Genomic DNA, 12,698 nt, shown 5'->3' with positions numbered 1-12,698 from the left:
GGCAGGTCTCGCAAGATCGAACACTGTATGCAAGGAGATTCATGATGGGACAGAGCAACAGCGGCTTCTCCAAGACGGGGCTGGACAGATTGCGGGAGGTGCTGGCTCGGTATGTCGAGTCCGGGAAGATTCCCGGGCTGGTGGCCCTGGTCGGCCGGGGCGGCGAGACGCATGTCGAGGCGATCGGGACGATGCGCCATGACGGTGGCGCGCCGATGCGCCGGGACACGATCTTCCGGATGGCCTCCACGTCCAAGCCGGTCACGATGGCGGCGGCGATGGTCCTGCTGGATGAGTGCAGGCTGCGGCTGGATGACCCGGTCGATGAGTGGCTGCCGGAACTGGCCGACCGGCAGGTGCTCAAGCGGGCAGACGGCCCGCTGGAGGACACCGTGCCGGCGCGGCGGCCGATCACCGTACGGGACCTGCTGACCTCCACGTTCGGGCTCGGCGTGGACCTGACGCTGATGGGCTCCCCGATCATGGCCGCAGTCCTGGAGCGGGCCAACTACAGCGGAGGCGTCGGGCCGGCGCCCGAGCCGGATGAGTGGATGCGCCGCCTGGGCGAGCTGCCGCTGGCGTACCAGCCCGGAGAGCAGTGGCAGTACGAGCTCAGCCACGATGTGCTCGGCGTGCTGGTCGCCAGGGTCACCGGTCAGTCGTTCGAGACGTTTCTGCGCGATCGCGTCTTCGACCCGCTGGGGATGAAGGACACCGCCTTCCACGTGCCCGCCGACAAGATCGACCGGCTGCCGCCGAGCTACGCGCCCGACCCGCAGACCGGAGAGTTCCACGTGTGGGACGAGGCCGCGAGCGGGCGCTTCAGCCTGCCTCCGGCCTTCCAGCATGGCGGCGGCGGGCTGGTCTCCACCGCCGAGGACTACCACGCCTACTTCCAGATGCTGCTCAACGGCGGGATGCACGGCAGCGACCGGATCTTGTCCCGGCCCGCAGTCGAGCTGATGACCACCAACCGCCTCACGCCCGAGCAGAACGCCGCCCGCAACGACCTGGCCAAGAACAACGTCCACGTGTCGTTCGGCCAAGGGCAGCAGGGCGGCTGGGGTTTCGGGATGGCGGTGCGCACCTACCGCGGCGACTACGCGCCGATCGGCCAGTTCGGCTGGGACGGCGGAACGGGCACCAGCGTCTACGCCGACCCGGCCAACCAGCTCACCGGAATCCTGCTCACCCAGGTCGGGCTGTCCACCCCGGATCCGGCGCGGCTGATCCACGACTTCTGGACCACCCTCTACCAGGCCATCGACGACTGACACCTGGACCCGCACCCCGGTAGGCCCACCCACGACACCCAACAGACGGCCCCGCCCTGAGCCATCGAGATACCCCGGGCACCAGCAGGACCGCATTGCACCATCCGTCCGTCAACCGCAGTCCGTAACAGCTTCAGCCGTACACAAGGAGCACACCACCATGTCCATCACCCTGACCGACCAGGACAAGACCACCCTGCGCACCGCCGCCTACGGCGCCGTCACGCTGCTGTCCGCCGCCGACGCCGCCGGCTCGCCCCACAAGGTCGCCACCGACGGCTCCCTCGCCCTGGCTTCTGCGACCGGCCTGGTCGGGCACGTGCTCGCCGCAAAGACCAAGGACATCAACCTGAACGGCAAGTCCGTCGCCGAACTCGCCGACCATGTGCTGCCGGCCCTGACGGCAGCCGTGAGCCTGCTCAAGCAGCAGGCTCCGGCAGAGGCCGACAACTTCCGCAGCACCGTCCTCGTCGCTGTCGAAGCAGCCGCCCGGACCCACCAGGGCGAACCCAGCCCCACGCTGGCCGAGATGATCCGCAAGATCACCGGAGCCCTCGACGCCGCTTGAGGGATGTCGGCCTGCGCGGCTGCAGCAAGCGCCTGGGACTTCCTGGTACGCGAGCTGATGGGCACCCAGCCGCAGGCCTACCGCCCCGGCCCCCATCCCCATCGACCCCGAACTGCTCGGCGAGCTCTTCGCCTGAGCACGGCACCAGAGACGAGGAACCATGAAAACCCAACCCCCACCAGAGATCACGGCGACCAGGGCGCTGCACCAGCGCCCGGTCATCCGCGGCAAGGTCTTCCGGCGAGTGGCGGTCACGGCGCTGGCGGCCGCACTGCTGGCCGGGGCGGCCGCACCCGGGGTAGCCGCCGCGGACAGCAGCGTGGTCGTGCCGATGGCCGCTGCCGGACAGGATCGCCCGGAGCTGCAGAAGGCCGTCCAGGCGTTCATCGATGCCGGTTTCGCCGGGATGCAGGTGCGCGTGCACGATCAGCGGAGCGAGTGGGTCGGCAGCGCCGGGGTGCGCAAGCTGGGCGAGGCCGCGGAACCACCGACCAACGGGCGGTTCTGGGCGGGCAGCGTCACCAAGACCTTCACCGCGACCCTGGTGTTGCAGCTGGTGGCCGAGGGCAAGATCACCCTGGACGCCCCGGTCGCCGGCTACCTGCCCGAGCTTGGGCTGGACCGGCGGATCACCGTGCGGATGCTGCTGCAGCACACCAGCGGGTTGTTCAACTACACCGGCGAACTCCGTCCCGACGGAACGTGGGTGCCGGGGATCCCCGCGACCGGCGACGAGTGGCTGAACAACCGGTTCCGCTCCTACCGGCCCGAAGAGCTGGTACGGCTGGCGCTGTCCAAGCCGGCGAACTTTGCTCCAGGCACGGACCAGAGCTATGCCAACACCAACTACACGCTGGCCCTGCTACTGATCGAGAAGGTCACCGGCCGCACCTACGCCCAGCAGATGCGGCAGCGCATCCTGCGGCCGCTCGGCCTGAAGGGCACCGTGGTGCCGGGCGACCGGACAGAGCTCCCCGGGCCGCACGCCCACGGCTACTACCGGTATGAGGAGGATGGCCAGGAGAAGGTGGTCGACATCGCCCGCCAGAACCTCTCCCTCCTGGCCGGTGCCGGTGACATGATCTCGACCACCCAGGACCTGCACACGTTCATCTCCGCGCTGAACGGCGGCAAGCTCCTGCCGGCCCCGCTGCTGGCCGAGATGCGCAAGCCGTACGGGAAGTACGACTACGGCTTCGGGCTGTGGGTGCAGGACCTGGGCCCGGGCTGCGGCACCGTCTACCAGCACAACGGCAGCCCCCCGCACGGCTACGGGGCGCTGATGTACAGCTCACCCGACGGCAGCAAGACCCTGACCGCCTCGGTGACCTGGGTGGACGAGGCCACCAGAGGCCCGGCAAAGGACTTCCAGAAACTGGTTGACAGCCTCGTCAAGCAGGTGTTCTGCGACGGGCAGGCCGCGGGCTGACGAGGCCAAGCCGGCTCGGTGGATGAGACCGAGCACCGCGGGCCCGTACGCCTTAAGGGCAGAACCGGTCGACGACTCGCGCCTACGCTCCGACATCGACAGGGCCGATATCGCCTGACCGTGCAAGAGAGGCAGAGAAGATGACCACACAGACCGATCGTGTCGACCACGAACTGATCCAGGCAGCCGCGCCCGAGACGGCCGGATCATCACTGCGGTGAACGCCTATCACTTCACCGGAGGCCCCTGCGCGGAGCTGGTCCTCATCGGCACCGCTGCCGCCCAGGGCGCCTATGACCTGGACACCATCGTCGCCGTGGGTGACCGCGACCGAGGTGTCGTGCCCCCATGTGGCCGCTGCCGCCAGGTCCTTGTTGACTACTTCCCAGCCCTCGATGTCATCGTCGGGACAAAGGACGGCCTCCGGATGGTGCCCGTCACCGACCTGCTTCCCGAGAGCTACATCTGGGCGGACCACCAGCTCGACGCTGAAGAGGGCATGTTGGTGACGACCGAATCGCGCAGGGATGCGACGAACGACCGCAAAAGGAGTGGCAAGTGACAGAGGCCGACGTGATCATCGTGGGCGCCGGCCCGACCGGTCTCATGCTGGCTGCCGAGCTGCGGCTGGCCGGGGTGCGGCCGCTGGTGCTGGAGCGGCAGCCTCAGCGCCGGGTCACCCCGAAGGCCGGTGGTCTCGGCGGGCAGATCCTGGAGCTGCTGCGCTACCGAGGCCTGCTGGAACGATTCCAAGCAGCCTGCACCGACCCTGTGCCGGCCCCCCGGTTCCCGTTCGGCGGGGTGCATCTGGACTTCACCCAGCTGGCGGATCCCCCGATGCACGCCCTGCCGCTCCCGCAACAACTGCTTGAGCAGCTGCTCGACGAACGCGCCGGCGAGCTCGACGTCGACCTCCGCCGCGGACACGAGGTGACCGAGGTGAGCCAGGACGATGCCGCGGTGACCGTGGACGTGCGGGGCCCGGACGGGCCGTACCGAGTGATAGCCCGCTACCTCGTGGGCTGCGACGGCGCGCGCAGCCGGGTCCGCGACTGGGCCGACATCGGCTTCCCCGGCACCACCTATCCGGAGGTCAACCGGCTGGCCCAGGTCACCCTGCCCGATACGGTGACCGTACTCGGCAACGGCGGCCTCGACGTCCCCGGCTTCGGCACGATCCACGCGGGTTTCACCCGTACCGATCACGGTTTGTTCGGCATCGGAGCATCGCCTGACTCCCAGGTCGTCTCCCTCTACACCATCGAAGACGAGAGCACCGAATACGACGACGACACCCCGATGACCGTCACCGAACTCCAGGACAGCCTCCACCGCGTGCTCGGCGTGCACCTGCCCGTGGGAGAGGCGATCCGGCTGTCGCGCTTCACCTTCAAGGCCCGCCAGGCCGAACGCTACCGCGACGGGCGGATCCTGCTGGCCGGCGATGCGGCGCATCTGTTCCCCGCCACCGGTGTGGCGATCAACGCCGGCATGCTGGACGCGGTCAACCTGGCCTGGAAGCTGGCCGCCGACCTCCACGGCTGGGCGCCGGCCGGCCTGCTGGACACCTACCACGACGAACGCCACCTCGCCGGCGCTCGCACCATGCTGCACACCCGAGCCCAGGTCGCGTTGCGGCGCGGGCACGATGTGGCCGCCGAAGCGCTGCGGGAGGTCTTCCAGGAGCTGCTCGCCGACGAGCAGCCGCTGCGCCGCATGGGGGCGCTCGTCGCCGGCGCCGACATCCGCTACCCGATGCCCGGCACCGACCGGCACGCGCTGGCCGGCACCTTCGCCCCCGACCTCATCCTGCACACCGACCAGGGCATGACCAGCGTCGCGGAGCTCATGCAGACCGCTCGGCCCGTCTTCCTCGACCTCTCCGACCGCCAGGACCTGCGCAAGACCGCCCGAGACTGGCAGGATCGCATCGACATCCACACCGCCAAAACCGATCAGCGACCCGCCGACGCCCTGCTGATCCGCCCGGACGCCCACATCGCCTGGGCCGCGACCATCGACGAACCCGCCGACACCGCCGCGCCCGCGCTGCGACAAGCACTCGCCGGTTGGTTCGGCACACCCTGAAACGACGACCAGACCGCCACGCTGACGCATACGACTGAATGACAGAGTGCCCGGCCCGGCTCACGATCATTACGAGCGGTAGCGCGCGTGGGCCTCGATCCACTCGCCGAGATACTCGTGGCCACGCTCCAGCCATGTGACTCGTCCGTAAGCTGAGGGTGTGTCCCCCGCACTGGTCCTGCTCGACGGCGTTCGCTGGCGAGGTGTGCGCGTGGTCGGAGATCGCGCGCACACCCTGTTGGCCGTGCTCGCCATGCACGGGCGGGCAGGGGTCAGTGACGAGCGCCTGGTCGAGGAGTTGTGGCCCGACGAGGCGCCGGCCAACCCGACGAAGGCGCTGCAGGTGGTCGTCTCGCGGACCAGGGCGGCGACCTGTGCCGACGTCGCGGTGCGGATCCCACGTGGTTACCGGCTCGGGCTGCCCGCTGGTCAGGTGGACGCGCTGCTGCTCGGCGCGCTGGTGGAACAGGCACGGGCCGCACTGGGCGAGGACGACATGGTCCTCGCGCTTCGCCGCGCCGAAGAGGCCATGAGTTTCGTTGCCGGTGGCTTGGACGGCGCCACGGGCGCACTCGCTGAGCTGAGGGGCGTCGCAGCAGGGTGGGTGGCCGAGGCGCGACGTGTGGCGGGGATCGCGCAAGGCCGGAGCGGCGCTCACGAGGGCGCGCTGCCGCTGCTGGAGGAGGCCGCGGCCGATCGGCCGCACGACGAGAAACTGCTCGCCTGCCTGCTGCGCAGCGAATCCGCCGTACGAGGTGCCGCCGCCGCTCTGGAGCGCTACGAGCGGTACCGCGCGGGCCTGGTCGCGCGGCTCGGCACCGAACCAGGGCCTGAGCTCGCCCGCGTGTACGCCGAACTCCTCGTCGCGGATCGGCCGGTGCGTGAGGGCATCCTGTTCGACGGTTCCTCGCTGCTCGGCCGCGACGGCGACATCCGTGCGGTGCACGCCCTGTTGCAGACCAACCGGGTGGTCTCCATCGTCGGCCCTGGCGGGCTCGGCAAAACGCGGCTGGCTCATGTCATCGGCAGGAACGCCGCGCAGCCCATCGCTCACTTCGTCGAGCTCGTCGGAGTCTCCTCGCCGGAGGGCGTGGTGAGCGAGGTGGGCTCCGCGCTCGGAGTTCGGGACTCGGTCAGCGGGCGTCGTGTCCTGACCTCCGAGCAGCGCTCCGACGTTCGCGCCCGGATTGCCCAGCATCTCGACCAGGCTCCGGCGCTGCTGATCCTGGACAACTGCGAGCACGTGATCGAGGCCGTCGCCGACCTGGTGGCGTTCCTGACCGTGACGACCCGCGACCTGCGGGTGCTCATCACCTCGCGCGCCCCCTTGTCGATCCCCGCCGAACGCGTCTATCTGCTTGGCGAGCTGCCCGCAGGCGACGCGGTGGAGTTGTTCCGCCAGCGCGCCACGGCCGCCCGCCCGGATGTACGGATCGACGAGGGAGTGGTCGAGGAGATCGTCGCCCGCCTCGACGGGCTGCCGCTCGCGATCGAGCTGGCCGCGGCCAAGGTGCGGGTGATGTCGGTGGAGGAGGTCGCACGGCGCCTGGCGGACCGGTTCGTCCTGCTGCGCGGCGGGAACCGCGCGGCCCCTGACCGGCACCAGACGCTGCTCGCGGTCATCGACTGGTCGTGGAATCTGCTGGACGAGCCAGAACGGCGAGCATTGCGGTGGTTGTCGCTGTTCGGCGACGGTTTCACGCTGGCCGCGGCCGAGCACATACTCGGCCCGGACGCCCTGCACGTCGTGGACGCGCTGACCGAGCATTCGTTGCTGAGCGTACGCGAGACGACGTACGGCCTGCGCTACCGGATGCTGGAGACCGTCAAGGAGTTCGGGCGGATGCGGCTGAAAGAGGCCGGCGAGGAGGCGCCCGCTCGGGCGGCGCAGCGGGCATGGGCGACGGCGTACGCCCTCGAACACGCCTTCGAGCTGTTCGGCCCGAGGCAGTTCGCGGCGGCCGACGCGTTGCGCGCCGAGGAGAGCAACCTCGCCGAACTGCTCCGGCAGGCCCTCGGCGAGCCCGATCCCGTCACGACGGTCCAGTTGCTGACCGGCGTAGGCGCGCTGTGGTCGATCCGCGGCGACCACCCCCGGATCTTCGTCCACCGGGACGCGATCACCCAGGTGATCACCGGCTGGACACCGCCGCCACACCTCGTCGAGGTGACCAGGACCGCCATGTTGATCACGATCGTGAACATCATGATCGTGACCGACGGCGACGATCCGCTGCGCGACCTCCTCCGCACGCTGCCCACCAGCGACACGACAGATCACCGCATAGCGGCGATGGCCACGGTGGTGCTCGCGTGCGACTCGGCCGACGACGCCGACGTGCGCCGCCGGCTGGCGGAGTTGAGCTGGAGCGACGACCGTGACGTGGCCTTGGCGGCGGCGCACACGAGCGTCCATGCCTTGGAGAACGCGGGAGACGTGACCGGGGCGATCGAAGCCGCCGAACGGACCCTGACGCTGCTCCACGAGGACGAAGGGCCGTGGCGCGCCGCGATGACGCACGCCGTGCTTGCCCACCTGGTCATGAAGCTCGGCGACCGCCGACGGGCGGTCGGACACGCGCGGACCGCCATCCCGGTGCTGCGCCGGCTCGGCGCCGCCGACGACGAGATCCAGCTCCGTGCGGTGCTGCTGGCCTCCGCGCTCGCCGACGGCGACCTCGGCACCGCGGAGGCCGAGCTGGTCGAGATCACCCGGATCAACGACAACGAGGCAGTGCTCGGCGGGGTGGCGATCACCTCGTTGTGCGCGGCCGAACTCGCCCTCGCCCGCGGTGAGACGGCCGCCGCGCTCACGGAATACCGCCTGGCCGTCCAGCGGGCGCATGACCTGCGCCTGCCCGGGGTGCGGCGCGCGGAGTTCACGCCGTGGACATTCGTCGTGGAGTCGGTTGCCCTGACGGCGTACGCGTACCACGCCCCGCCGGAAGACAGCCGGTACGGCGAGGAGCTGTTCTCCGCCGTCCGGGGCTACGACCTGCTGGCCGCGAAGAACCCCGTCCTCGACTACCCTCTGTGCGGCTCGATGCTCTTCGCGCTCGGCGCCTGGGGCCTGCTGCGAGGAGGCTTGGCCACCCGCGACGCGATCAGGTTGCTGGTGCTGGCCGAGCGGTTCGCGTACAACAGCACCATGCCCAGCATGGCCTTCGAGCGGATCGAACCGTACGCGGAGCGGGCCGCGCCCGGGATGATCGCCGCCACGCGGGCCGAGTACGGCGATCGACGCGGCCCCGACCTGCTCGACGAGACGCGGAGTCTCCTTGAGCAGGTCTCCGGCGGTCACGGCCGGAGATCACATGTGCCGCTTGTAACTGCGTACCGACAACGGTGCGAAGATCGCGATGACGATCAGGCACACCAGAAGCGTCCAGGCCACCTCTCCGCTGACGAGGGCGCTGTTGGCGAGGTCGCGGGCGGCCGCGACCAGGTGTGAGACCGGGTTGATCCGTACGAACGCGGCCAGCCAGTCGGGCAGGGTCTCGACGGGGACGAACGCGTTCGACAGGAATGTCAGCGGGAACAGGATCATCATGGAGATGCCCTGCACGGCCTGGGCACTCCGGGCGATCGTGCCGACCCAGGTGAAAACCCACGCCAGCGACCAGCCCGTGAAGATCGCCAGCACGATCGCGGCGAGCACTCCGCCTGCTCCACCGCCCGGGCGGTAGCCCATCACCAGGCCCATGCCGAAGGTCAGAGTGGCCGCGATCGTGTAGCGCAGCAGGTCGGCCACCATCGGGCCGGCGAGCGGCGCGATCCGGGCGATCGGCAACGACTTGAACCGGTCGAAGACGCCCTTCTCCATGTCCTCGCGGAGCTGCGTGCCCGTCGCCATGCACGTTGTCAGCACGGTCTGGGCGAGGATTCCAGGGATCATCAGGGGGAGGTAGCTCTCCACGTCGCCGGCGATGGCGCCGCCGAAGATGAAGGCGAACATCGCGGTGAACAGGATGGGCTGCAGCGCCACGTCGAAGAACTGCTCCGGGTTGCGGCGCATCTTCTTGAGCGCCCGCCACGCCATCGTCAGGGTCTGGCCGACCGTCTCCCCCATGGAGACGCGCCGCCTGGCGGCCGCCACGCGGTCGGCGGCCCGGACCGCCTCGCGGGCGGGTGCGATCACGGTGCTCATCGGTTCTCCTCCGTACCGGTTTCGTCGTCCCCGTCCGTCTCGTGGCCGGTGAGGGCGAGGAACACCTCGTCCAGGCTGGGCTTGGCCACACTCACCGAGGAGATCGACACCCCGGCGTTGCGCAGCGCGATCAGTACGTCCGCGGCCAGGTCGGCCTGGTCGAGGGCGACGTTGAGGCGGCCCTGCTCCGGGCTGAGGACCGGGTCGGAGCCGAGGACACGCCGCACGACCTCCACGGCGACGGACACCTCACCCGGCTCGGCGAGCAGCAGGTGGAGGGCGGAGTTGCCGACCGCGGTCTTCAGTTCGTCGGGGGTGCCCTCGGCGACCTTGCGTCCGTGGTCGATGACGGCGACGCGATCGGCGAGCTGGTCGGCCTCGTCCAGATATTGGGTGGTCAGCAGCACCGTGCAGCCGTCGGCGACCAGACCGCGGATGGTGTCCCACATCTGGCCGCGCGTGCGCGGATCGAGACCGGTGGTCGGCTCGTCGAGGAAGATCAGCGGTGGCCTGGTGATCAGGCTGGCCGCCAGGTCGAGGCGCCGGCGCATGCCGCCGGAGAACTGCGCGATCGGTTTGTCGGCCGCCTCCTCCAGGCCGAATTGGCCCAGCAGCTCGCCGGCGATGCGCCGGGCGCGCGGCCCGGCAATGCCTTGCAGGCGGCTGAAGAGCCAGAGGTTCTCGCGGGCAGTCAGGTTCTCGTCGACCGACGCGTACTGTCCGGTGACGCCGACCAGCTGGCGGATCACGTGCGGGTTGCCGGCCACGTCGACCCCGAAGATCTCGGCACGACCCGCGTCGATCTTCAACAGGGTGGCCAGCATGCGTAGCGTGGTGGTCTTGCCGGCGCCGTTCGGGCCGAGGACGCCGAAGATCTCACCGGGGCGTACGTCCAGGTCGATCCCGTCGACGGCACGGTGCTCGCCGAACGTCTTGGCAAGCCCTTCCGCACGTACGGCCAGATCGGCGCCCCCGTCGGGAGCCCCGCCGCCCCCGGTACGTCCGAGTTCTGTGATGCTCATGGCCTCACTCTCGGCGGTGTCGGTTTCACGGCACCCTCGACCAGGTTTCACCGATTGCCGGAAGCTCCGTGGATTCGTTCCCCACCAGGGGCGTGGAGGTGTGCGAGGAGATGTCGCCGGCATCCGATTGGATGAGGCTCATGACTGCTCACGATGTGGTCCGTCTGCTGCCCGACATCCCGCAGCTTCGTGATCTGTGTCGGTCCATGGCGGTGCTGGAGGCCGTCCTGAGCCCGGAATGGTCAAGCCGCTACCACTCCTTCGACACGGGCTGGGGCCCTGGGGAGGAGATGGCCTCGATGCGCAACGGCTCGGGAGACGAATACTCCATCGTCTTCTCTACCGCGGGTGCGTACATCCGCGGCTTCGCTCACGAGGCGGTGATGAGCCCGTACGGCAACGACGGGCCGTGGCCGGGGGTGCTCGACTCCGTCCCCGAAATCTTCCGCCACTGTGTGCGGGAGCCGGCGTTCTGCGACGAGGACGGCATGCCGGTCGTGACCGCCTGCCTGTGGCGTGCGACCGACGATCAGCGGTGGCGGGTGGGTGAGGTTGACTACCCTGACGGCGTTAGCGATCCCGATGGGGCGGCGTATCTGTTCGCACGGCTCGTCGATCCGTCCCCCGAGGGGTTCCGGCGGTTCGCGGAGGAGTACTACGAGGTGCCCGTGGATCTCGATGCGGTGCGGCACGTCTATGCCCTCCGTCCGCTGACGCAGGCGGTGGTCACCGCGCTGAACGCTGACCTTTCCGTGGAGGACCTCGCCGACGACCTCGCGGCGGCCCGGTATCCGTCCGTTGCCGGCTGAGAAGCCGGCAAGGCCAGTGTGGCGCGTTGGCAGATGTTCCTGACCACGGGTTCGATCAACTGGCGGCAACGTCTGCGACGTCTGTGGTGACGTACGAGGTGGCTTAGGCGATCCCTACGGCAGGCAGGAGATGCGGCGGCGCCCCGGTTCTGGTGTGGTCAGCCATCTTGATGAGCGAAGGTCAACTGCGCAGCAGCTCCGCGAGTGGCCCACGCACATCCGCGGGGTACAGGTTCAGCTGCTCGAACTCGGCGACCGTCGCCCATCTGAGCTCGAAGCTGTTGTCCGGTCCGTGTGCCGCAGCCTCCTCGCCAGAGAGCAACGGGGCGCCTTCGACGTCACAGATGAGGAAGTAGAAGGCCGGCCGGCCATTGTGCGAGCCGGCGAAGAGCAGCCGGTCGATCGTCCCGGTGAGAGTCGTCTCCTCGCGTAGTTCACGAAGCCGTCGAGCTTCTTGAGGCCTCAGGTGGTCGTCGAGGCCGTCGGCCGGGTCGAACGCCTCGACATCCCCGCGTACCACATCGACATCGACTGTGTTCTGACGGATCAGTCCGTTCTCCGAGCCACCCGGGACCACCGGGTGGCTCTTTCATCCGCGAATTCGTGCGCGAAGCCTCAATGCCTCAGGTGCGTCGCCAGGCGAGAAGACCCTCTGGGGCGTCGGACTGGACGAAACCGGCACTCACGAGCTCCTCCTGGAGGGTCTCCCACGTGGGACGGTAGCCGTGGCCCACGATCTCTTCCTCGCTGACCACCCGGTCCCCTTGGGTGATGCGGTAGAGATAGCGCCCCTTGTACGCCTCTTCGGTCGACTCGACGATCTCGAGCGAGACCCTGTAGGTGTGCCGGCCCACCTGGCGCGAGTGCACCTCCTGCAGCGGACGCGGCGCCGGAGCCCCGCCGCCGCCGCCGCCACGCCAGGTGAAGACGAGGAGGCCGCCGGGTTCGAGGTGGGCCGCCAGCACCGGCCAGAGCCGCTTGCGGTAGCCGGGCTCCAGCGCGTACATCACGTTGATCATCACGACGGCCTCGACGGGCTCGCCGTCCAGGTTGACGCTCAGCGCGTCACAGGGCAGCACGGTGACGCGTTCGAGGAGGTCCGGGCGCCCGCTCAGCCGGGAGAGCAGCACCCCTCGCATGCCGGCCGAGGGCTCCAGGGCGAAGATCTCGGCCGGTGTCCATTCGGCCAGCGACATGGTGATGAGGCCGGTGCCGGCGCCGATCTCCAGGATGCTCCGGCGTACCCCTTCCAGGACCGGGGGCAGCGTCTCCCGGATGCGCGGGACGTGACTCTCTTCGGCGAGAAGGTCGTAGAACGGGACGGAGAGGAAGTCGGTCATGGGCGGCCACCCTAGCCCGGA

General features: G+C 69.4%; 10 protein-coding genes and 1 pseudogene. 7 read left to right on the top strand and 4 right to left on the bottom strand.

The genetic code is table 11. The annotated features are described in order from the left end of the window. Nucleotides 1–41: 41 nt before the first annotated feature. The 6 genes and pseudogenes from ACIBQ1_RS30890 to ACIBQ1_RS30865 all read left to right on the top strand — a co-directional run. Nucleotides 42–1,274, top strand: a complete 1,233-nt coding sequence (locus tag ACIBQ1_RS30890; RefSeq protein ID WP_397282812.1) for a serine hydrolase domain-containing protein — start codon at nt 42–44, stop codon at nt 1,272–1,274. A 160-nt stretch (nt 1,275–1,434) separates the two neighbouring features. Next, nucleotides 1,435–1,842, top strand: a complete 408-nt coding sequence (locus ACIBQ1_RS30885) for a hypothetical protein (RefSeq protein ID WP_397282811.1) — start codon at nt 1,435–1,437, stop codon at nt 1,840–1,842. 160 nt (nt 1,843–2,002) lie between these two features. Next, nucleotides 2,003–3,271, top strand: coding sequence for a serine hydrolase domain-containing protein (locus tag ACIBQ1_RS30880; RefSeq protein ID WP_397282810.1), 1,269 nt, complete (start codon nt 2,003–2,005; stop codon nt 3,269–3,271). Nucleotides 3,272–3,488: 217 nt separating this feature from the next. Then, the gene (locus ACIBQ1_RS30875; protein WP_397282809.1) at nt 3,489–3,833 is read left to right on the top strand and encodes a cytidine deaminase family protein; all 345 of its coding nucleotides are present in this window, start codon (nt 3,489–3,491) and stop codon (nt 3,831–3,833) included. Then, the gene (locus ACIBQ1_RS30870; RefSeq protein ID WP_397282808.1) at nt 3,830–5,359 is read left to right on the top strand and encodes an FAD-dependent monooxygenase; all 1,530 of its coding nucleotides are present in this window, start codon (nt 3,830–3,832) and stop codon (nt 5,357–5,359) included. The genes ACIBQ1_RS30875 and ACIBQ1_RS30870 overlap by 4 nt, the downstream gene beginning before the upstream one ends. A 253-nt stretch (nt 5,360–5,612) precedes the next feature. Beyond that, nucleotides 5,613–6,983 (top strand): annotated as a pseudogene (locus tag ACIBQ1_RS30865) (ATP-binding protein); the annotation flags it as partial. 1,686 nt (nt 6,984–8,669) lie between these two features. Here ACIBQ1_RS30865 and ACIBQ1_RS30860 read toward each other — a convergent pair. Beyond that, nucleotides 8,670–9,506 (bottom strand): ABC transporter permease, encoded by an 837-nt coding sequence (locus tag ACIBQ1_RS30860; RefSeq protein ID WP_397282807.1) that lies wholly within the window; start codon nt 9,504–9,506, stop codon nt 8,670–8,672. After that, nucleotides 9,503–10,528 (bottom strand): ATP-binding cassette domain-containing protein, encoded by a 1,026-nt coding sequence (locus ACIBQ1_RS30855; RefSeq protein ID WP_397282806.1) that lies wholly within the window; start codon nt 10,526–10,528, stop codon nt 9,503–9,505. The genes ACIBQ1_RS30860 and ACIBQ1_RS30855 overlap by 4 nt, the downstream gene beginning before the upstream one ends. A 206-nt stretch (nt 10,529–10,734) precedes the next feature. Here ACIBQ1_RS30855 and ACIBQ1_RS30850 point away from each other — a divergent pair, with 206 nt between their 5' ends. Next, nucleotides 10,735–11,337 (top strand): hypothetical protein, encoded by a 603-nt coding sequence (locus tag ACIBQ1_RS30850; RefSeq protein ID WP_397282805.1) that lies wholly within the window; start codon nt 10,735–10,737, stop codon nt 11,335–11,337. A 181-nt stretch (nt 11,338–11,518) separates the two neighbouring features. On the opposite strand, the gene ACIBQ1_RS30845 is transcribed toward ACIBQ1_RS30850, so the two are convergent. Continuing rightward, nucleotides 11,519–11,914 (bottom strand): hypothetical protein, encoded by a 396-nt coding sequence (locus tag ACIBQ1_RS30845; protein ID WP_397282804.1) that lies wholly within the window; start codon nt 11,912–11,914, stop codon nt 11,519–11,521. Nucleotides 11,915–11,960: 46 nt separating this feature from the next. Next, entirely contained in the window at nt 11,961–12,677 is a 717-nt protein-coding gene (locus tag ACIBQ1_RS30840) for a class I SAM-dependent methyltransferase (RefSeq protein ID WP_397282803.1), read from the bottom strand. Nucleotides 12,678–12,698 lie beyond the last annotated feature (21 nt).

Source organism: Nonomuraea sp. NPDC050153 (assembly GCF_044460125.1).
GTDB lineage: Bacteria > Actinomycetota > Actinomycetes > Streptosporangiales > Streptosporangiaceae > Nonomuraea.
This window is presented reverse-complemented; position numbering and strand designations above follow the sequence as displayed.